The 22,462-nt window shown below is 26.6% G+C and carries 20 protein-coding genes, 1 pseudogene and 1 riboswitch; of the genes and pseudogenes, 5 read left to right on the forward strand and 16 right to left on the reverse strand.

What is annotated here, in order from left to right:
- The 11 genes and pseudogenes from HMPREF0202_RS06770 to HMPREF0202_RS06820 form a co-directional block, all read right to left on the reverse strand.
- The coding region (locus HMPREF0202_RS06770) for a sensor histidine kinase (protein ID WP_023049625.1) at window positions 1–1,258 on the reverse strand (1,258 nt) is incomplete at its 3' end.
- Window positions 1,245–1,901, reverse strand: a complete 657-nt coding sequence (locus tag HMPREF0202_RS06775) for a response regulator transcription factor (protein ID WP_023049626.1) — start codon at window positions 1,899–1,901, stop codon at window positions 1,245–1,247. The genes HMPREF0202_RS06775 and HMPREF0202_RS06770, both read right to left, overlap by 14 nt.
- 55 nt (window positions 1,902–1,956) lie before the next feature.
- Entirely contained in the window at window positions 1,957–3,162 is a 1,206-nt protein-coding gene (locus HMPREF0202_RS14745) for a hypothetical protein (protein WP_023049627.1), read from the reverse strand.
- A 67-nt stretch (window positions 3,163–3,229) separates the two neighbouring features.
- Window positions 3,230–3,535, reverse strand: a complete 306-nt coding sequence (locus HMPREF0202_RS06785) for an FMN-binding protein (protein WP_023049628.1) — start codon at window positions 3,533–3,535, stop codon at window positions 3,230–3,232.
- A gap of 123 nt (window positions 3,536–3,658) precedes the next feature.
- Window positions 3,659–5,032: an alanine/glycine:cation symporter family protein gene (locus tag HMPREF0202_RS06790; protein WP_023049629.1), complete on the reverse strand. Its 1,374-nt coding sequence runs from the start codon at window positions 5,030–5,032 to the stop codon at window positions 3,659–3,661.
- Between the two features lie 126 nt (window positions 5,033–5,158).
- Window positions 5,159–5,258, reverse strand: a riboswitch (glycine riboswitch).
- 169 nt (window positions 5,259–5,427) lie between these two features.
- A complete protein-coding gene (locus HMPREF0202_RS06795; protein WP_023049630.1) occupies window positions 5,428–6,327 on the reverse strand; it encodes an ROK family protein in 900 nt (299 codons plus the stop codon).
- A 10-nt stretch (window positions 6,328–6,337) separates the two neighbouring features.
- Window positions 6,338–7,207 carry an N-acetylneuraminate lyase gene (locus tag HMPREF0202_RS06800; protein WP_040406735.1) on the reverse strand — a complete coding sequence of 290 codons (870 nt, stop codon included), beginning with the start codon at window positions 7,205–7,207 and terminating at the stop codon, window positions 6,338–6,340.
- Window positions 7,208–7,224: 17 nt separating this feature from the next.
- Window positions 7,225–8,175, reverse strand: a complete 951-nt coding sequence (locus tag HMPREF0202_RS06805) for an acetylxylan esterase (RefSeq protein WP_023049632.1) — start codon at window positions 8,173–8,175, stop codon at window positions 7,225–7,227.
- Between the two features lie 6 nt (window positions 8,176–8,181).
- A pseudogene (locus HMPREF0202_RS06810) lies at window positions 8,182–9,986 on the reverse strand (TRAP transporter large permease).
- Between the two features lie 24 nt (window positions 9,987–10,010).
- On the reverse strand, window positions 10,011–10,997 hold the full coding sequence (locus tag HMPREF0202_RS06815) for a sialic acid TRAP transporter substrate-binding protein SiaP (RefSeq protein ID WP_023049635.1): 987 nt from the start codon (window positions 10,995–10,997) through the stop codon (window positions 10,011–10,013).
- A 53-nt stretch (window positions 10,998–11,050) separates the two neighbouring features.
- The gene (locus HMPREF0202_RS06820) at window positions 11,051–12,046 is read right to left on the reverse strand and encodes a substrate-binding domain-containing protein (protein ID WP_023049636.1); all 996 of its coding nucleotides are present in this window, start codon (window positions 12,044–12,046) and stop codon (window positions 11,051–11,053) included.
- Window positions 12,047–12,198: 152 nt separating this feature from the next.
- On the opposite strand from HMPREF0202_RS06820, the gene HMPREF0202_RS06825 reads away from it, so the two are divergent.
- Window positions 12,199–12,609, forward strand: coding sequence for a hypothetical protein (locus tag HMPREF0202_RS06825; protein WP_040406737.1), 411 nt, complete (start codon window positions 12,199–12,201; stop codon window positions 12,607–12,609).
- 25 nt (window positions 12,610–12,634) lie between these two features.
- On the opposite strand, the gene HMPREF0202_RS06830 is transcribed toward HMPREF0202_RS06825, so the two are convergent.
- On the reverse strand, window positions 12,635–13,423 hold the full coding sequence (locus HMPREF0202_RS06830) for a Cof-type HAD-IIB family hydrolase (RefSeq protein ID WP_023049638.1): 789 nt from the start codon (window positions 13,421–13,423) through the stop codon (window positions 12,635–12,637).
- 68 nt (window positions 13,424–13,491) lie between these two features.
- A complete protein-coding gene (locus HMPREF0202_RS06835) occupies window positions 13,492–14,949 on the reverse strand; it encodes an ABC transporter substrate-binding protein (RefSeq protein WP_023049639.1) in 1,458 nt (485 codons plus the stop codon).
- 104 nt (window positions 14,950–15,053) lie between these two features.
- Between HMPREF0202_RS06835 and HMPREF0202_RS06840 the strand changes: the two genes are divergently transcribed.
- Window positions 15,054–16,454 (forward strand): aminotransferase-like domain-containing protein, encoded by a 1,401-nt coding sequence (locus HMPREF0202_RS06840; RefSeq protein WP_023049640.1) that lies wholly within the window; start codon window positions 15,054–15,056, stop codon window positions 16,452–16,454.
- A gap of 42 nt (window positions 16,455–16,496) precedes the next feature.
- Here HMPREF0202_RS06840 and HMPREF0202_RS06845 read toward each other — a convergent pair whose 3' ends face one another.
- Window positions 16,497–17,006, reverse strand: coding sequence for an NUDIX hydrolase (locus tag HMPREF0202_RS06845; protein WP_023049641.1), 510 nt, complete (start codon window positions 17,004–17,006; stop codon window positions 16,497–16,499).
- Window position 17,007: 1 nt separating this feature from the next.
- Window positions 17,008–17,877 carry an RluA family pseudouridine synthase gene (locus tag HMPREF0202_RS06850; protein WP_023049642.1) on the reverse strand — a complete coding sequence of 290 codons (870 nt, stop codon included), beginning with the start codon at window positions 17,875–17,877 and terminating at the stop codon, window positions 17,008–17,010.
- Window positions 17,878–18,062: 185 nt separating this feature from the next.
- Between HMPREF0202_RS06850 and HMPREF0202_RS06855 the strand changes: the two genes are divergently transcribed.
- The 3 genes from HMPREF0202_RS06855 to HMPREF0202_RS06865 are packed head-to-tail and all read left to right on the forward strand — an operon-like array spanning window position 18,063 to window position 19,782.
- The gene (locus HMPREF0202_RS06855) at window positions 18,063–18,767 is read left to right on the forward strand and encodes a ParA family protein (protein WP_023049644.1); all 705 of its coding nucleotides are present in this window, start codon (window positions 18,063–18,065) and stop codon (window positions 18,765–18,767) included.
- Window positions 18,760–19,503, forward strand: coding sequence for a hypothetical protein (locus HMPREF0202_RS06860; RefSeq protein ID WP_040406739.1), 744 nt, complete (start codon window positions 18,760–18,762; stop codon window positions 19,501–19,503). Before HMPREF0202_RS06855 ends, HMPREF0202_RS06860 begins: the two co-directional genes overlap by 8 nt.
- 21 nt (window positions 19,504–19,524) lie before the next feature.
- Window positions 19,525–19,782: a hypothetical protein gene (locus tag HMPREF0202_RS06865; protein ID WP_023049646.1), complete on the forward strand. Its 258-nt coding sequence runs from the start codon at window positions 19,525–19,527 to the stop codon at window positions 19,780–19,782.
- A 182-nt stretch (window positions 19,783–19,964) separates the two neighbouring features.
- Here HMPREF0202_RS06865 and HMPREF0202_RS06870 read toward each other — a convergent pair whose 3' ends face one another.
- Entirely contained in the window at window positions 19,965–21,962 is a 1,998-nt protein-coding gene (locus HMPREF0202_RS06870) for a hypothetical protein (RefSeq protein WP_023049647.1), read from the reverse strand.
- Window positions 21,963–22,462 lie beyond the last annotated feature (500 nt).

Raw genomic sequence — 22,462 nt, forward strand, 5'->3', positions numbered from 1 at the left:
TATTTAATAATAAAAATATTTTTTTTACTAAAGTTAAGCCTAAACCATTTCCATCTATTCTTGAAAAGTTTTCTCCTCTATTAAAAGGAATAAATATTTTTTCTAAATCCATATTTTTATTTGGTAACATTTTATTTGTTACTTTTAAGATATTATTTTTTAACTCTATATTTACCTCTTTATCATCTTCAGAATACTTTAGACTATTTTGAATTATATTCTCCAATGCAATTTGTAAAAATTCTTTATCTATACATACTTTTGTTTCCTCTATATCTAAATTGACAATTAAATTTTTAGAAAGCTCTATATAATCATAACGTTCTACTATTTTTAGAATCAACTCTTTTAATTCAACTTTTTCATTTTTTATACTTTTTAAAACATCCAATTTTGATAAAATTAATAGCTTTGAAATTAATTCTTTAGTATAATAGCTCTCTCTTAGTATAGTTTTATAAGTTTCTAATGTCTCTAAATCTACATTTTCATTTTTCATTAAAACTTGAACTTTAGATGAAATTATTGTAATTGGAGTTTTTAATTCATGAGATGTATTAGAGACAAATGATTCTAAATCATTGATTGCTATTTCTAATTTTTCACTCATTACCTTTATATTTTCGCTAAGCTCACCTAATTCATCATCTCTTTTTATTTCTAAGTTAGATTTAAAATTCAATTTGGATATCTCTTTTGTATTATTTTGCAATATTTCTATATCTCTTACAAACTTCTTAGAAAATAATTTTCCAAAAATTAAACTTATAAAAATTGCTATAAAAGCACCTAATAAATTAAAATAACCAATCTCTTTTTTATAATAATTTAAAATGGATAACGAGGTTCTTATAGACACCCATCTATTTTTAATTTTTTCATTATATAATAAAATTTTAGCTTCTGTCAGCCTTTGATTTTTTATAAAGAATTTTTTACTCTCTAAATTTTCAATTAAAAAACCACTTCCGCTCCCACCTCTATTATTTATCCACTTTTTTTCACCTTCAGCCATAATTAAAACTGTTATATCTTTTTTTTCTTTTAAGTTTTTTATATAATTCTCTAAATCTAGATTTTTACTATTAGAGATTAAATACTCAACTTCTCTTGCGATTTTAGGAAACTCCTCTTTCCTTTCTGAAATAAAATGACGTTCTAAAAAAAATACACTTATAGTGTAGCTTATACTCATTGCAATTACTATTATTAATGCTGAATACAGAAAAATTTTCTTTGATAAACTATCTCTCTTCAAAGATATACCCCACTCCTCTTACTGTTCCTATTAGCTCCTCATAATCACCTAGTTTTTTTCTTAATCTTTTAACAAGCGTATCTGAGGCTCTCTCATCAAATTCGTTATCTATCCCCCAAATCTCCAATAAAATATTATTTCTACTTAAAGGTTTATTTCTATTTTTTATAAAATATTCTAATAAATTTTGCTCTCTTGTTGAAAGATTTACTCTTTCATTTTTTATTTTTAATATTTCATCTTTAAAAGAATACTCCATATCTTTATATAGATACTCTTGTTGAATATTTAATTTTAAATATTTTTTTATTTTAGTCGAAAGAACATTTATACTAAACGGTTTTATAATATAATCATCTGCTCCTATTTCTAATCCATGAATCTCATCTAATTCAGAGTCTCTTGCTGTCATCATTATTATTGGAATCTCTGATTTTTTTCTAATATATTCACAAACTTCCCATCCATTTTTTAATGGTAAGTTAACATCTAAAAGTACTAAGTCTGGTTTAAAACTTTCAAAAAACTCTATTCCTATCTCTCCGTTCAAAGCAATTTTTATCTCTATATTTAGATTAAAAAAATGACTCTCTAAAGAGAGAGCCAATTCTTTTTCATCCTCAATAATTAATAACCTCTTCATAAGCTAACACCTCTTATATTTTATTAAGGTTATTATATCAAATATTTATCTATTTTTAAAAATACTTTTTAAATCCTAATCTTATTATTATAGATTCTTCTACAGATCTTTTTATACTTTTTGATCCTCCACCTGTTCCACTTCCAGGTCCTGTTCCAGATCCACCTCCACTACCTGAACCAGAACCGCCTCCATTTCCTCCACCAGAGTTTCCTCCACCAGAGTTTCCTCCACCAGAACCACTTCCAGGTTTTCCTGTTGATTTACTATTACTATTTCCACCAGATGGTTGCCCATTGTTTGAAACATTTTTATATTGGGCTAAATAAACTACATCAGCTGTTATTGAAAAATCAACCATTGGGTTCCAAATAGCTCTTGTTCCAACCATTGCACCTAATTCATTATGGAATGTTGTTTTATTTTTATTTCCACCTGTTTCAACTTCAGGATTTAAAAATCCCCAAACATAGGGCCTTACTTGTAAAGTCTTTGTTGTATATAAATTATGGTCAACTTTAGCTAAATAAGACCATCTAATATTTTCACCAGCGTATTCTTCTTTTGATTTATTTACAACTCCTAGTGATAATTTTGTCTTATTTACTCTATAACTCAATCCTGTTTCTATTTTATTCACATAATTTTCATTTTGAAATGGCAAGTTAAATGCCTGAGTTATTTGATCTCTTTCATCTCCTTTAACCTTTGCATACCCTACTGCTCCTTTTAAATACCATCCAAATTTATCTGTAAAATCATACGTTGCTTTTGGAATAAATCTTAGTGTTGTTGAATGTTGAACTTTTGTATGTTTAAGCTCATCTTGTCTAACCCCTAGTTTATAGTTCAAGAAAAATTTTCCATTTCTATATACAGATCCTCCATAAAGTTCTACCATTGTTTTATTATATCTTTTTTCTGAACTACTATACTCATGTCTATATGATGTTTTTCCATCTATATAAAAATTTGAATTTTCAAAAGGAAAAAATTCAAATCCTAAATATGGTTCTACTCTATTTTTTTCATCCACTGATCTTTCAAAAATCATTGTATCCATTCCAATTTCTAAAAATCCTGTTGAACCACTATTTTTTAATCTCTCCTCTTCATGAAAACTATATGTATCTACTCCTACTAAGTTTTCTTTAGAATAATCTACTCTGCTTTTTTTGTTATTTCTTCCCATTCCCTCTTGTGAAAAACTTAAAACTGATAATGCTACTGTACCTAAAATTACTAATGTACTTCTTTTCATGTTCTCTCCCCTGAATTTTTTATAAAAAAAAGCTGAGATATTAATCTCAGCTTTGTTAATTAATCAATTACTTTCCTGTTGCGTTATTTACTGCTTCTAAGAATCCCTCAGAAGTATATGTAGCTCCTGCTACTGTATCTACTTGAGATGATTGTGCCTCTATAACCTTCTTTGTTAATTGCTCAATTGCTGGATTTGCAATTCCTGGAGTGTCGCTATTCTCTTTTACTTCGATTGCAACAATTTTGTCTCCATCCATTGTTACTGCCACTTTTATATCATCTGCATATCCTAATCCAGTTCCTTCTTTTACTTCAGCTCCAAAAGCTACTGCTGATAAAACTACCAACATTGACATTATAAATTTTTTCATATAATCCACCCTTCTTAATTAATAATCTTATATGAATTATACTGTATACTACTATTTTATGTCAATAAAAAAATACACTTAATACTAATTTTAATCACTTTTTTCTCATTTTTCACTCAATTTTTAAGCTATAATTTCTTCTACCTTCTCTTCAGGAATTTTATCATACTCTTTCATTGCACTTCTAGCATATTTACCAAGTGATAAAAGTGCTATTAGATTTGGTAAAACCATCATTCCATTAAACATATCAGCTAATTCCCATACTAATTCAACTTTCATCATTGATCCTATAACAATCATTATCATAACTATTGCTCTATATACATTAACTGATTTTTTACTTTTAAAGATATATCTAACATTAGCTTCTCCAAAGAAATACCATCCCACAATTGTAGAAAAAGCAAAGAATAATAAACAGATTGCGATAAACGTATCTCCAAATACTCCTAACGTTGCGCTAAATGCTCCTTGAGTTAATACAATTCCTGCTCCTGATGTCAATGAAATTTTTGATGTTAGAATTACAAGTGCTGTTCCTGTTAATACTACGAAAGTATCTATAAATACAGTTATTACTGCCACAATTCCTTGTTCCCCTGGATGTGATACTTTTGCTATTGCATGAGCATGTGGTGTTGACCCCATTCCAGCTTCATTTGAAAATAACCCTCTTGCAACTCCATATCTTACTGCTTGCTTCACTGTCACTCCCATAGCTCCTCCAAGTGCTGCTTGAGGATTAAACGCTGAATAGAAAATCGATGTTATAGCTGGAATTACTTCTTGATAATTTATTACTATTATTACAATACATGCTGCTATATATAATCCAGCCATGATAGGTACTATTTTCTCAGTAACAGAAGCTATTCTTTTTATTCCTCCAAAGAAAACAAATCCTGCTAAAACAGATACAACAATTCCAACAAGAGCTGGTGAGACACCAAAAGCTTTATTAAAAGCTGCTGATATCGAATTTGCTTGAACTGCATTTCCCATTAACCCCAAAGCTGCTATACAAGCTACTGCAAAGAAATATGATAATCCTTTTGCAATTTTTTTATTTTTAATAGAATTTTCAATATAGTATGCTGGCCCCCCTGTTATTTGACCATCTACTCTTCTTTTGAAAACTTGTCCTAATATTGCTTCTACATAAACTGTTGCCATACCAAAGAATGCACTTGCCCACATCCAAAATATTGCTCCAGGTCCTCCTGAGGCTATTGCTGTTGCTGCTCCTGCTAAGTTTCCTGTTCCAACTTGAGCTGCCACCGCTGTAGCTAAAGCTTGGAATGATGACATACCATTTTTATCTGCTGCTTTTCCATTTAAATTTATTGATCCAGTTACATGCTTTATTCCTTCTCCAAATTTTCTAATCTGAATAAAATTTAACTTTAAAGTAAAATATATTCCTGTTCCCATTAACAAAATAATCAAAAAATTTCCCCATAAAAAACTATTAATACTCATTACGAAATCTTGCATTTTAATTTCCTCCTATTTTTTTAAATGCAAAATTGAATAAAAAAAGAAGGTATTTCAAAAAATACCTTCTGGAATTAAAAAAGAATTATACACAAAAAATAGTTTAATACAAAAAAACTTTTATTGCATAATTCCTCTGTCCTTTTACCTGAGAGTTTAGTCCAAATACAAATTATATTTGGGTTTGCTCCTTCGGTGCTCATAGAGTCTCTCCAGAGGCTCGTCCAGTATAGGTCCTCAAGTTTTTCAACTAACCTGAAAGATTCACTTCTTCGGTGGCCAATTTGGCGCTCTCCCTATACCTTCATCCGATTTTCTATTCAATTTTTTTACTGTTATATGAGATTAATTGTAAAATGAAAAGTTTTTTTTGTCAATAGTTTTTTTGAAATTTTTTATTTTATTTTTTCTAAAAGTAAATATGAAGCTCCTAACATTCCTGCATCATTGCCTCTTTCAGCCATTTTTATTTCAAGAATCTCTAAATAATTTTTCATTACTTTTTTTTCTAAACTCTTTTGAAAAATTTCTTTTAAAAAACTACCTTGTTTAGATACTCCACCTCCAACTACAATAAGTGAAGGATTAAATATATAGATTAAAGTTGCTAATCCATCAGTAAAATAGTCAGCCCATTCATCAACAACTTCTTTATATTTTATGTTATTCTTATGAACTTCATTAAAGATTTCTTTTCCATTTAATTTTTTCCCAATTTTTTCTTCTGCTAATCTTAAAAGTGCTGTCATTGATGCATAACTTTGATAACACCCTTTGCTTCCACAGCCACATTGGACTCCATTTTTTACAATCTGTATGTGACCAAATTCTGCTGCAACACTACTTTCTCCTCTTAAAAGCTCACCTTTTAAAACTATACCTCCACCTATTCCTGTTCCTATTGTGAGACATAGAAAGTTTTCTTTTCCCTTTGCTGCTCCCATCCACATTTCACCTAATGCAGCACAATTTACATCATTTTCTAAAACTGCTGGAATTCTATATTTTTTCTCCAATATTTCTACTAAATTTGTTCCTATCCATCCTGGAATTAAGTTTGTTCCACCTACAACTTTTCCTATTCTTCCATCTATTTGTCCTGTAGCAGATACTCCTATTCCTATAGTTTTCTCATTTTTTAGTTCTTCAATTATCTTATAAATTTTTTCTAATAATTGCTCTACACCTTTTGAAGCCTCAGTTAGTAAAGAAGAGGAGAATATAACTTCCCCTCTTAAACTAACTAAGCCATATTTTATCTCTGTTCCTCCAATGTCTATGGCTATTATATTCATTAATTATCTCCTATAAAAAGTTTCTTCCAATCTCTTTTGCTGCTTCTATTTTTTTTGTTGATAATTTTTTCATTGGTAATCTACAATATCCTATTGCATCTACACCTTTTAACTTTAAAATTTCCTTTATTGTTTGATAAAGTCCATTTCCTAAAATTGCTTCGATTATATCATTTAAATAAGTTTGTCTTTCTCTTGCAGTAACTAAATCTCCCGCTTTTGTTGCATCAAAAACTTCTCTAGCTATCTTTCCTGTCACATTATATGTACTTCCTATTGCTCCATCTACACCTAATGCCACTGCTGGTAATAACATCTCATCGAATCCTGCATAGATTAATTTATGAGGGAAAGCTTTTCTAACTCTCTCTAGAAGGTAGAAATCTCCTGCTGTAAATTTAATTCCAATAATTTTATCGTGACAAAGTAACTCTCCAAATTGCTCAACATTCATATTAACTCCAGTTAAAAAAGGAATTGAATAGATTATCATATTGTTGTTAGTTTCATTTACTATTGTCATATAGTAATTTTTAATCTCTTCAAAATCAAATTTATAATAAAATGGTGTTACTGCTGATAATGAATCATATCCTAATTCAGTTGCATATTTCCCTAACTCAACAGCTTCGTATAAATTAATTGATCCTACTTGTGCAATTAATTTTACATCATCTTTAGCCTCATCTTTTACAATTTCAAAAATTCTTTTCTTCATTTCTGTTGAAATCATAAAGTTTTCACCGGTACTTCCACCTACATATAATCCATCCACTTTCATTTCATCAATATTGTATCTTACAATATTTCTTGTTCCTTTTTCATCTAAGTTTCCATTTTCGTCAAAAGAGATTAGTAATGCTGAATAAATACCTTTCATTTTTTCCTCCAAGTTTTTTATTTTAATAAGTTTAAGGCCCACTGATAAATTAGATCCTCTAGTCCGTTAATGTTCTCGTGACCAAAATCTGGATAAATAATATGCTCTTTTTTACTTTTTATATTATTATAAACTGCAAATTGTGTTGATGGTGGGCATACTCTATCCATTAATCCAGTTACCATTGTCACCTCTCCCTTTATATTTTCTACAAAATTTTTTACATCTATATATCCTAGTGTTTCAAAGAACTTGTTTTCATTTTTATGTTGTGGATCATACCATCTAAAAAAATCTCTTAATTCCTGATATGCAAAATCTCCTAAATCTAAATTCCAAATTCTCTTAAAATCTGATAAATATGGATAAATTGCAAATACTTTAAACACCTTATTTTCTAAAGCTGCTGAAACTAAAGAGATTGCTCCACCTTGGGAATAACCTAAAGTTGATATACGTGTTTTATCAATATCTTTCATTTGAAAAATAATATCTAATAACCTCACTGCATCTAAATAAACTTTTCTATAGTAACTTTTTTTAGGTCCCTCTAACAAACCTCGAACTAAATTTCCAGTTCTAAAGTATTCATCGCCACTTTTTCCCATTTGATCTCTACAATCCATAGCAAAATAAGCAATTCCTGATGCTGGGTATACCATTCTTTTAGACCAATCTCCACCATTACCTCCATATCCATGAAATTCTACTAGTGCTGGTACTGGCTTTGATATATTTTTAGGCAATAGCATTTTTACATAAATTTTTTCATTATCAATTCCTTTAAATGTTAAGTCATAACAATCACATAATGGTGTTTGAAACTCTGCAGGAGTAATTACTACCCCTGCTTCAGTTTCTCTCAAATCATCTAATGATTCTTGCCAAAATTCAAACATATTTAAAGGAGTTGGATTGGTTCCTCTATATTTTTTTAATTCATCTAATGGCAAATCAATATTAGGCATACTCTATCAAGCTCCTAATATCAAGTTAGGTACAAATAAAACAATCTGTGGAAATATTGTTAATAAAACTAATGTTAATATTATTGGTATTAATAATGGAATTACTCCTCGGGTTATCGTACTGACAGGTATTTTTCCAACTCTTGAAACAACAAATAAAGCCATTCCCATTGGAGGTGTTAAAATTCCTATCATTAAATTTAAAGTACTTAAAACTCCAAAGAATACTGGATCTATTCCAAATTGAACTACCACTGGTATTAACATTGGAAGAACTAAAACTTGTAAAGCTAACGCTTCTATAAATGTTCCTAAGAAAATTAGTAGTAAATTTATCATTACTAAAACCATCAATGGAGATTTTCCAAATGTTAAAAATACTTCAGCTATTTTCATTGAAATCTGTTCTCTTGCTATAACTTGACCAAAGAAAGTAACTCCCATAATCATTAGAACTGTTACACCACTTATTTTTATAGTTTCTATAACATCTTTTACAAAACCTTTCACAGTCAACTCTTTATATACAAAGAATCCTAATCCCATTGAATAACAAGTTGCTATTACCGCTGCTTCTGTTGGTGTAAAATATCCTGAGAAAATTCCACCTATTATTATAAATGGTGTCAATAATGCCCAAAATGACTCTTTAAAAGATATCCATCTTTCTTGCATCGTTGCTTTAGGAGCTCTTTTGTAGCCTCTTTTTTTACAAATAAAATAGTTCATTATCATAAGAGCAAAAGTTAAAATTATTCCAGGAACAAATCCACCTAAAAATAATCTTGCAATAGATTGATCTGCTATAACTCCATATATAATCATTGTTATACTTGGAGGAACTAGTGGTCCAATTATACATGAGGCTGCTGTTAATCCTCCACATAAATCATCATCGTATCCTTCATCTCTCATTGCTTTTATTTCAAGTTGTCCTAACCCTCCTGCATCAGCTAGAGCAGATCCTGACATTCCTGAAAATATTAAGCTTGCAAATATATTTACATGCCCCATACCACCTGTGTAATGTCCCAATAAAGCCTTAGCAAATCTAAATATTCTCTCTGTTATTCCAGAACTATTCATCAAAACTCCAGTTAAAACAAAGAATGGAACACTTAATAGACTAAAACTATCTAAACTGTCAACTAAAAGTGAACCTACAAAATAAACTACATTCCAATCTGTAAGTGCAAAGAATAATAATGTGGCAAATACTAATGAGAATCCAACAGGAACCCCAACGAATATTAACCCAAACCACGATAAAAATGTTACTAATGTTAACATTCTTTACTCACCACCTTTTCATCACTTTCAGTCTCTACATGTTTAGGAGAAATAATAAATTTTCCCTCTTTATAGTCTTCTCTAAGAACCTGAAAAAATCGTATTAACATCAATGTTGCTATTAAAGGAAGAGCTACATACATCCAACCTGCAGATATTTTTAATGCAATTAATTGGAATATTTTTTTTCTTAAAAATAATTTATAACCTATTTGAATCATTGCAATTAACGATATAAAAACAACAGACTGAATAAATGTATTAGCTATTTTCAGTCCTTTTCCTGAAAATTTATTATATAGAAAATCTATAAATACATGCTGTCTATATTTTACCCCTATACTAACTCCTAACATTCCTACGTATGTAAATAATAAGATAGCTAACTCTTCACTCCAAACTAGAGGAGAATCAAATATTTGTCTAAAAACAATTTGAGCTACAAGTATTGCAAACATCATTATGAAAAGTATAGCTCCTATAATTTCCTCTAAGTTATTCAAAATTCGTTTTATATTCATATCCAACTCCTATACTATCACTCTCTATTTAACTGCTATAATCTCTTCTAATCCTGCTTTACCAACTTTTCCATTATTCTTCATATAAACTTCATAAAATGGTTGCATTGCAGTTCTAAATGGATCTAAATTAGGATTTGTAACTGTAACTCCTTGTTCTTTAAAGAAATCGATTAATCCTGCTTCTTCATCCACAAATAGCTTTGTATGATATTGTGCTGCTAACTCTGATTCTTGTTTTACTAATTCTTGTAAGTTTTTTGGTAATTTTTTCATACTTGAGTTACTAATTAAATATAGTTGATCGTTTAATATATGATTTGTCATTGCTAAATATTTTTGAACTTCGTAGAACTTTTGAGCTCTAATTGCTGATAATGGATTTTCTTGACCATCAACTGAATTTGTTTGCAGTGCTAAATATACTTCTGAAAATGCCATTGGTGTTGGAGATGCTCCTGTATTTTTAGCATATTCTAAGTTTGCGTCAGCTTTAGGAACTCTTAATTTTAATCCCTTCATATCTTCAATCGCATTTATTGGCCTATTTGTTGTTGTTTGTCTCGTACCATTATAAGCTTGAGATAAAATCTCTATGTTTAAGTTATCATTTATTTTCTTTTGTAAATTTTTTCCAAACTCTGTATCAAATGTTGCTTTTTTCATATGATCAAAATCTTGAATTACATATGGTAACGAATAAACTTGAGCTTCTGGAAAAAATATATTAAATCTTCCAATCTCAGCAAATCCCATATCTAAAACTCCTGCTGATAATTGTTCTAACATTGATCTATCGTCTCCAAGTTGAGCTCCTGGATATAATTCTACTACAATTTGACCGTTTGATTTTTCTTTTAAATTATTTGCTAAATATTCCGCTGCTTTGTACTCATTTGAACTTGTGTTTGCTACTAATCCCATTTTTAATTTATAAACCTTTTCGTTTGCCCCAAATGCTACCATCCCAAATACTAACGTTAATCCAGCTACTTTTAACACTCTTTTCATTGAAATTTCCTCCCTTAGAATTTACTTTTGATTTTATATAATAATCTCAAATTTTAATTCAAACTCTCTTTAAAAAGTATATCTATTTTAGTTTGATATTCATGAGATCTTTTTAAACTTGTTTTATATAATGCTTCAAAAATTTTCTTTCCTGCTATGTATCCTTGGTTATAGAAATCTTCTGATACTGTTGCTACAACTTTATCATTTTCAATTAGTCCCCGTATTTTCTCATTAAAACCGTTTGTTACAAACTTATAATTATCTTTCCCTATCTCCCCAAGATATTCGATTACTTCTGGAGCATATCTATTTATATATATTCCTTCTATATCATTTGAAAGGTAATTTAAAATTTGACTTTTATCTTCCAATAATTTTTTTATTTTTATTGGTCCTTGAAACTTTCTATCTAATTCTTTTAATTTTTCTGAAACGCCTTTTAAATATTTTCTTGATGATATCAAATCATCTCCTGCATCTATAACTAATATTTTTTTATCAATTTTAACTATATTTGATAAAACATCTGCTGCTATTCTTCCAGACTTCTCATACTTTGAATCTATATATGTATCTTCTTCAAAAAGCTGTTTTCCTATGGATACAATTTTTAAATCATTTTTTATTGGTTGTAATATTTTAATTATTTTATCTCTATCTAGTGGGATTATTATTAATCCATGAATTCTTTTTTCTACAGATTTTTTTAAAAGTTCAATTTGACCTTCACTATCATTTATATCAACTTCTAGAACTTTGATTTTTATTCCATATGCTTTTACTTCTTCTTGAAAATCTTTCAATCCACTTTTCAATTGCTTAGAATATTCTTCATTAATTGATCTTACTATAATAGCTACTATTGTTTTTTTTTCTTTTATAGCCAACGAACTCCCCAAGTAGTTTTTTTCATACCCCATTTCATTTGCCAACTTTAATATTCTTTCTTTTGTTTCTACCTTTATGTTTTTACTCCCGTTTAAAGCTCTTGCTACTGTTGTTCTTGTTATTCCTAATATTTTAGCTAACTCTGCTTGAGTAACCACTTTACACCTACCTTTGTTCTCGTGAACATGTTCGTTAATAAATTAATATAACATTTTTTGGTATTTGTCAAATATTTTTTTTAATTATTCTTGTAAAAAAGTGTAAAAGCCTTTATAATATTATGATAAAAGAAAGTTTGAAAGGAGAGTTTATGAAAATTATTAGTAAAACTAAACCAAAAGGTACAGAATATAATGAACTAAAAAATATGAAAAAAGCAAAAAGAATTGTTAAAGCTAAAGAAGATAGAAGAAGAGCTGAAAACAAAAGAGTGAATGCTGAAGCTAGAAAAGAAAGAAGAATTGAAGGTGAATTTTACGATAGAGTAAGAGAAGTTGAAATTTTAGGTTTTAACAAAGGTATGCTTTTAGTTCGTATTGGTGACGATGTTGAAAAAAGAGGTCTTACTTATGGAAGAAGAAGCGTTGATCTTAAAGAAAATCTAAGTTTAATTGGAAACTTTCAATTAAAACTTTTTGGTGAAATGGTTGAGTTAAAATATTTAAAAAACTTTGCTCAAATGAAAGATCAAATATCTTGGGCTATTTCAGAAGATTTATAAAAAAAGTGGGAAATATCCCACTTTTTCATATTTTTTGTACTAAAAATTTGTACACTCCATCATTATCATTTGAATCTGTTAAATATTTTGCATCTTTTTTTAAATCTTCTTCTCCATTTTTCATAACAACTCCATATCCAACCATTTCTAGCATTTCTTTGTCATTGTTTGCATCTCCGAAGGCAACACACGTATCTAAAGTTAGATTCTTTAATTGTAAGATTTTTTCTAAACTTTTTCCCTTATTAACTTTTTTATTTAAAATTTCTAAATATCTCTCTTGTGAATATGTTAAATGCACTATATCTCTTAGTTTCTCTTTAATTTCTTTTTCTATTTTTTCTAAATTACATCGTTCATCTATAAATAATGCTTTTGTCATTAATAAACTTGTAAAATTATTAAAGTTTTTTTCAACTGCATCTATTCCTATATTATTTTTGTAATATTCTGTTTGCCAATTTTTTTTATCTTCAACAAACCAATTTTCATCTTGATATAAATTTAAATGAATATTATTTTTTCTAGAAATTTCTATCAATACTTTAACTATATCTTCTGAAAGTGGTTCTTCTAATAAAATACTCTCATTTTTTGTATCTATAACTTTTGCACCATTATAACAAATTACTATAATTGGTAACTCTAATTTTTTTAAAATTTCTTTTGTTGCACTGTACGATCTTCCTGTAACTATAAAAATCTCTACTCCTTTTTTATATAACTCTCTTAGAATAGATATATTTTGATTGCTAATCTCTTTTTTAGAATTTAGTAAAGTTCCATCTAAATCTAATGCTACCGATTTTATCATTTATCCTATACCTCCCATTTTATATAATATATTATAACAAAAAAAGAGGAGAAATTCTCCTCTTTACTTTAATATTCAATATTTTCTAATATATGATTTCCATTTGGGTTAAATTTAAAACCTTTTATATTTTTATTTATTCCTATATTATATGTTTTATAAACTATTGGTATTATCGGATTTTCATCTAAAATAATCTCTTGTATCTCTTCATATTTTTCTTTTCTTTTCTCTTTTACTGGTTCTTTTCTTGCTTCATCTAATAATGTATTTACTCTTTGATTATTATAAAAACTTCTATTTCCAACTCCACCTCTAGAATTGTTATGAAGTAACGGATAATATCCATAATCTGCATCTCCTGTACTTGTATACCAAAGTCCTATTAAAGCATTATGCTTTCCTTGAGCTGTTAATTGTAAAAAAGATGATAATTCCAATGTTTGAATTTTTACATCAATTCCAATCTCTTTTAAATTTGCTTGTATTATTTGAGCCATTTGATATTTACTTGTATCTTCATATATCCATAGTTCTATTTCTATCGGAGTTTTATAGTCCTTCATTATTTTTTTTGCTTTTTCTAAATTATATTTTTTTTCTTCTTTATTTGAATATCCAAAAGTATTTGGAGTTATTATAGAATTGGCCACTTTTGATGTATTTTCAAATATAACTTCATTCATAGAATCTTTATCTATTGCATAACTTATTGCTTGTCTTAGTCTTTTATCATTTAATGGAGCTTTCTCAGTGTTAATGGATAAAAAATCTGTTCCATAAGATAATTTGTTTAATATTTCTAAATCTTTTGAATTTTTAAAAGCTTTTACATCTATAGATGATATATCATATGCTATTTGTATTTCATTTGTTTCTAACGCTATATATCTATTAGGTGCTTCTGGAATCGTTAAAAATTCTAATATATCTATCTTCGGACTTCCCTTGAAGTAATTATCATTTTTTTCTAAAATTACTTTTTGTCCAGTTCCCCATTCTAAAAGTTTAAATGCTCCTGTTCCAACTAGTTTTTTATTCTTATCCTCTTTGACTATTGCCATAGATGAATGAGTTAAATTATGTAATAATATGTCCACATTTGTTGTACATATTATTCTTAATTTATATTTATCTATAACTTCTAGTTTTTCAATAGGATCGACCAATACCTTAGTAACAGGTATACTCTTATTTCTTTCTAAACTCTTTTTTACAATTTCAGAGTTTAATTCTTCACCATCTTGAAATAAAATACCTCTTTTTAAGTCCATTTCTATTGTATTATTTTTTATTGAATAATTTTCTATTAATTCACCTTTTACTTCATTTTCATTATCAAGAATAAATAAATTATTGTAAATTTGCTTAGTTATAGCTAAGGTAGAACTATCTGTATGTTTATGTGGATCATATGATCTCCCACTATAACCTAACCCTATTTTCACAATTTTTTTTTCTGGATTTCCTAATACTGTATTTAATAACAAAATAAATATAGTACATATTTTTAAAAAACTTTTCATTTTATCCCCCTTCTATTTATGCTATACTTTTATCAGTATGACATATTTATTTATTTTTTTCAAAATAATATCTCAAATTGTATTACTACACTTTAGGAGGCTCAATGAATATTCTTTTTAAAAACTTTAAAGTTGAAAATGAAAATTTTATATATATTCCTCTTTATATCTTTTTAAAAGATAAGATTGAAAAAAGAGAAATTTCCTATAAACTTCCCTCAATTAGAAAAGTAGCTAATTTTTTAAATATTAGTTCTAATACTGTCGCAAAATCTTATTTAGAATTAGAAAAAATTAACTATGTAAAAACTATTAAAGGAAGTGGTGTTTTTATTAATAAAAATATTTTTTCTGAAAAAAACATCTCTTCTTTAAATTTAGAAAATGATGATAATTTTAGTATAATAAAAACTTTAAAAATTGATTTTATAAATTCTACACCTAATTATAGTTATCTTCCAGTTAACGATATTAAATATGCTATTAACTATATCTTGGATAGAGATCAAGAACTTGCATTAATTAATGAGGGCCCTTTTGGAAGTTTTGAACTACGAGAATCCATCAAAAATTCTTTAATTAACCTAGAAATTATGTGTAATACCGAAAATATTCATATACTTTCAGGAGCACAACAAGGAATAGATTTAATTTCTAAAACTTTAGGTTTTTCTAAGGCTCATATAGCCATTGAAAACCCAACTTACTTAGGTGCTTTAAAGTCTTTTAAAAATCAAGATTTTATTATACACCCTATTGATGTCGAAAACGATGGTCTTAATATTTCTCAATTAAAACAATTACTTTTAGAAACTAAGATAAAATTTATTTATCTTATGGCCAATTTTCAAACGCCTACTGGTGTTAATATTTCTCAAAAAAAAAGATTACAACTTTTAGAACTTTCAAAGGAATTTGACTTTTATATAATTGAAGATGATTCTGCCTCTGATTTATATTATTCCGATAGGGCACCTATACCTTTAAAAGTATTAGATGTAGATGATCGTGTTATTTACATTAAAAGTTTTTCTAAAATATTTATGCCTGGATTTAGATTAGGATTTATTCTCGTTCCTCAAAAACTTTTAACACCTTTTTTAAATAACAAAATACTATCTGATTCTAGTACCTCTACTTTATATCAAAAATCATTTGCTCTTCTTTTAGAAAAAGGATTAATTGAAAAACATATGAATCTTTGTCGAAAAAATTTTAAACTTATCCAAGATTCTATTGTAGAAGAACTCAAAAAAATTCCAAATATTAGTTTTATAATTCCATCTGGTGGTTGCTCTATTTGGATAAAATTACCAAAAAATATTTCTTCTCTAAGTGTTTATAATAAATTATTAATTAATAATGTTGGAATAGTTCCTGGTAGTAACTATGGTTTTGACAATTTCATAAAATTAAATTTTTCTAGAATCACTAAAAAAGATATAACTAATGGTATTTCTCTTCTAAAAGAAACTATTGAATTTTTTATAAATTTAGATATATAAAAAACATCAAAGGTAATTTTATTATATTACCTTTGATGTTTTTTATTTCTTTATTAAATTTTTATACAATGTTATTGCATAGTGTGTTTTAAAATCATTTGTTATATTTTCTACTTTTTCAAGATTTTCCCACACCACTTCTAAATCTTCACCTTCATCTAATTGTTTTTCATAAGTTTTTTCTTTTTCTGTTTTTAGCTTTAATATATATACATATAACTCTTCAGAAGTGTATCCTGGAGAAAGAATTAATGGAATTTTAGGAGCATATATAACTTCGAAACTTTCAAACATATATCCTGTTTCTTCTCTAACTTCTCTTGCTAAAGTTTCTATTGGATTTTCGTTGTTTTCAATTATTCCTGCTGGTATTTCTAAAAGTTTACTAGAAACTCCTGGTCTATATTGTTCTACTAATAAAACTTTATCCTCTTTAAAATTCAAAATTAAAGCTGCAATAGCATTAGGTTTATCTAAAAACTCTAATTGAATATCTCTTGTTGGATGCTTCTCTATTTTCACTTTTAAAAATCTTAAATCGTTTATTTTCATATTACTCTCCTATAATTCTAGCAAACTCTTTTGGAGTTGGTGATACAAAACTCATCTCTTTGTTTGTTACAGGATGCTTTATTTTTAATGTATACGCATGTAGTCCTAGTCTTTTTAGAATGTTTGTTTGTGCTCCATACTTTTTATCACCAACTACCGGGTGACCTATATCACTCATATGCACTCTGATTTGATTTTTTCTTCCAGTTTCTAAAGAAGCTTTTAAATATGTATATTTCCCTTTTACTTTTTCAACTTTATAATTTGTAATCGCTAATTTTCCACCAGTTTTATCATCTTTTACTGAATAAGTTACAAAGGCTTTATTGTCTTTTAGGTATGATTTAATTTGTCCTTTTTTCTCTTTAACAACACCTTCAACTATAACTGCATACTCTCTTTCTAAAACAAGAGTATCCCAATTATCTTGAAGTTCTGTTTTAATTTTTTCTGATTTAGCAAAAATCATTACACCTGATGTATCTTTATCTAATCTATGAACAATAAATATTCTTTCCTTCTTATCCTTTGATTTCATATAATCCATTAAAAGTTTATATGCAGTTCTTTCATTACTTTTTTTATCTGTTGATATTGATAATAATCCTTCTTCTTTTTCTATTACAACTATATCATTATCTTCAAATAAAATTTTTATTCCTTTTGGTGTTTTATCGTTTCTATTTTTATTCCAATTTATTGTAACTTCGTCTCCAGGACTTAAAATTAAATTAAATTGTCTTTCTATTTTTCCATTTACTCCAACTTGTTCTTTTGATAAAAGTGTTTTTATATTATTTTTACTTTGTTTTGATAAATTATCTATTAAAAAATTCATCAATTCACTTTTTTCAGTTACTTTAAATTTCATTATAATTACCTCTTTTTTTATTTCTATTATAACATATGTTTAATTTTATTGCGACAATTTGTCGTGTTTTAATTTTTTTATCCATAAAATATGGATAAAAAAATTGATTATTTTCCATTTTTAAATTATACTATAATTATTAAAAAAGGAGGTGAAAAGCGTTACTTCTTTTAGTGGCGTTAATAATGGGGAAAATAATAACTATAAAAAATAACAAAGGTGGAGTTGGAAAATCAACTTTATCAAAAAATATTGCACATGGTCTTGCTATGTTAGACTTTAAAACTGCCCTAATTACTTCAGATGCACAAAATGATAGCTTAATACTTTTAGGTGGGTGGTTTGAAGGTGGTAAAGGTTTTAAATCTTTTGTTCAAAATGGTGAAGAAATAAAAATAAAAATCAGAGAAAATCTAGACTATTTTCCTGTTGAAACAGATATTTTTGGAATAAATTTAAAAAGTAAAATCAGAAATGCTTTTAATTCATTAAAAGATAATTATGATTTTATAATTGTTGATTGTGCTCCTGTTTTTAATGTACTTAATGATATTATTTTAGAAATTACTGATGAAATTATTGTTCCTATTAAACTTGATAAGTTAAGTACTGCTGGTATTACAAGATTAATAGAAAAAGCTGAAGGAAATAAAATAACTCAAATCGTTCCTAATTTATATAGAAATACTAAAATCTCAAGAGAATATTTCCAAAATTTATCTAACTTTTTTAATGATACAGGTGTTACATTAACAAATCCTATTCCAGAAAGTGTTATTGAAGAACAACTTTCAGAAAAAGGTAAAACAATCTGGGAAACTCAATCTAAAAAAGCTGAAGAATTACAAAGTTTATATGGTGAAATTATTGGGGGAATTATTAATGATTAATAAAAAAATTAATGTTTTGGATAGATTAAAACAAGACTCTTTCAAAAAAAAAGAATCTCCAGTTAAACAAAATATTGAATCTAAAGAGTTTGAAATAACTGTTATTGAAAAAGATTTTCTACCTGATAATGAAGTTTTATTTAACTATGAAGATATACAAGATTTAGAAATGAAAAATGATTTATTAAAATATGAATCTCTTTTAAACTTAGCTAAGAGTAATTATCATACTAAAGCTGGGGAAATACTAAATGAAGCAAATGAAAAATATGCAAATCATAAAAATGGAACTTTTTCAATTTGGTTAGAGCATATGAAAATTGGTAAAAAAAGTGCAGAAAGATTAATAAATCGTTTTAAATTTATAAAAAATAATTGTCTTACATCAGAAGATCAATTTTATTTTGAAACTCTTCCTTTATCACTAACTTATGAAATTTCTGCTCCTAATGCAAATAAAGATTTGATTAATGCCGTTTTAAATAAGCAAATAAAAACTAGAAAAGAATATATTATTCTCAAAAATACTTTAAAAAATGAATCTCCTAAAGTTTCTGAATTTGATTCTATTGAAAAATTATTCAATAAACTAAACTCTAATATATCTACTCTTATTGAAAATAAAGTAGAATCTTCAACTTTGGATTCAAATAAAGCAAAAACAGTATACGAGAAAATCGAGCTTCTTAATAAAGAAATTAAAAGCTTACTTATTGAAATTGAAAAACTAAACTAAATAATCAAGAAAGGAATAATTATGAAACTATTTAATTTTGTAGATTTTTTTTATGTTATTGAACATAATAATGAATATTTTGAATTTGAAATTGAAAATGATTTTTTAGATAATATATCTGAAGAGTTAGATATTGATAATTTTGATATTTTAAAAATGTCAGAAATATCTGAAGGTAATTTTGATATTCTTATAAAAACACCTAAAGGTGATGAAAAAGTTTATAAGTATACTCTTTCTTCTGAAAGAATATCTTATATTTTATCTATTACTGAGTAATCGGAATTTTATACAATTATTTAATTTTCCAATAACCCAAGAAGCTCTTAAAAACCTTCTTGGGTTATTTTTGTTTTAAGATAAAATTTACAAAAAAAGCTTAAATTCTTTTATATATAGAATTTAAGCTTTTTTTTATCGATTCATTTAACAGATAATTTTTTATACAGCATTACTGGCTATTATTTTAAAGGTTTTATTTTTATTAAACTTTCTTCATCTTCATTATATTCTAAAATAACATGTAAATTTCCTAATTCTCCCTCAAAAAATTTAGTTATTCCTAGTAATCGAATTATTTTATTAACCTCTTTTATATTTTCACCTTCTAAAATATCTAAAATATCCAATTGAAACATTGACATATTTTTATATATTTTTTTTATTTCAATATTTTTGGCCATATCTGCTGTATTTATTTCTAAATTATCTTTAATTTCTTTTTTGGCCACTTGTATTGTATCTATTTTTGGTTCTATTATCTCAATCTCTTGTATATAATTATTTATCGACGTATGTGTTGTATTTATTTTATTCGATATTTCAATTTCATCTACAATTGAAGTTTCTAAAGGAATTTTATCTTTTTTAGCCTCTTCTGCTGTATATTTATTTAAATTTTTCTCTAAATAATCTTTTACAATTTTATCTTTAGCTGCAGTAAAGGCCATTTTTTGTATTTTACCTTCTACTCCACACATTTTTATATAATCTTTATAAGCTTCTTTTTCTATTTTTTCTTTTTCTTCTAATGTAATTCTTCCTAAGAATTTTTCTATTTCTAATTCATTTTCTAAAGATTTTGGAACTTCTAATTCTAAGTTTTCTAATTTTAAATTTTCATTACTAGCCTTTGGTGTTGTACTTTTTTTCTTCTGTTGTATATAATCCTCAGCCCATCCTTTTGATAATGCTTGTATCATATAACTTCTAATATTACTTACTTTTTGTACTTTTATATATTCAGATACTAATTTAATATGTTCAAATCCATACTGTCTTATTCCATCTTTAATAACTTTTGGCAATGTTTTTAATTCCCTTGCTTTAGATGGTAGTATTTTTAAAATCTCTTCTAATTTTTCATTAGTTGGTATTCTATCTACAGTTTCAGCCTTTACAGCTTCAAAATGTTTATTTCCATCATTTGGTAAATCTACTCCACTATCTGTATGAGTTATAAGTAAATTATCAAAATGATTTTTATCGTCATAAAAATATGATTGCTTTAATTCATTATGCGATTCATTAAAATAAAATTCAAATTCAGATTCTATCCATTTACTATTTTTTATAACTGTATAATCCGCTATTAAATTCATTTTTTTTAATTCTTGACAACTCTTTTCAATAACTTTTATAGTTCTTCCAATTTTTTGAATATTCTCACTCAAAGGAATTCTTTTAATTAAATTTATTGAAAGAACTTTTATATACATTCTATTAAATCTTAATTTATTAATAAGCATGTATAATGCTCTTGTAATTGGATTATCCATACTTAAAAGCAACTGAGAGTCATATACCAAATAACCTTTTCTTATTATATTATCGTAAAAATGCTCTGATATTGATACTTTTATTACTTCTTTTATTCTTCTATCAGTAAATAATTCTTTTTCAGATTCTTGAGCTTGTTTTAAGGATATCATATGAATATTCATAATATTCGTATTAATCTGTTCTTCAATAATACCTTTAATCTTATTAGAATATAATGAATTTTTAAATGTATAACTCGTTTGTGATAATCTTATTAATGCTTTTGAAATTCTTCCATAAAATCCCTTAAACGATTCTTGTGCAATTCCCATACTTGTTAAAATCTCACTTATTGTTGTATAAAAAGTGTTGTGATATCTTTTATCTCTCATTATTTTTAATAATGCTATAAATACTCTCTCTTCAAGTTCTCCTGGAATATAATCTCCTGATGTGGGATTAACTTGAATATATGCTTCTTTTGATCTATTAAAAAAATATCTTATTATTTGATTTTTTTTCTTACTTGTACTTTTAGTAAATAGTGGATATTCAATCATATTTATATCTATTCTAACTAAACTATGACTTTTTTCATTTTCAATTTCAGAAACATCCAAAAATTTTTCAACTATTTCACTTGGACCTGTATCAATAACTTGATTCATAGGAATATCAAATCTTTTTACTTTTTTCATTTTCACCAGTCCTTTAATGCTGTATATTTATTTTTTCATCCTCTTATGTTGTATATTTTACAATAAAAAAAGCTTTTTTTCAACTTTTTTTACCATTAGTGCTGTATTATTTTGTTATTTTAATAAAAAATAAGAGATTTTTTCGTTAGTTACTCTATACAAATGGCCATTTCTTTAAAAAAATTTTAATACAGCATTAACGGCTTTTAAAATACAACATTAATGGCTTTAATATACAATACCTATGGGCATAATAATACAACATTAATGGCTATATATATACAACATCTATGGGTATTAAATTTTATTTTAAAATTCCTATCATTCCTTATTTTATCTACATTAAAAGCATATTTTATTTTTATTTTTATTTTTACAACAATATAAACAACTATAAACAACTAAAACAACTATAAACAATCTTTTATTAAAATATTCTAATAAAATTAATTCTTTATTTCTTTAAATTGAAACGAAACAATTCGAAAGTTATATTTTTT

It is taken from the genome of Cetobacterium somerae ATCC BAA-474, assembly GCF_000479045.1.
Lineage (GTDB): Bacteria > Fusobacteriota > Fusobacteriia > Fusobacteriales > Fusobacteriaceae > Cetobacterium_A > Cetobacterium_A somerae.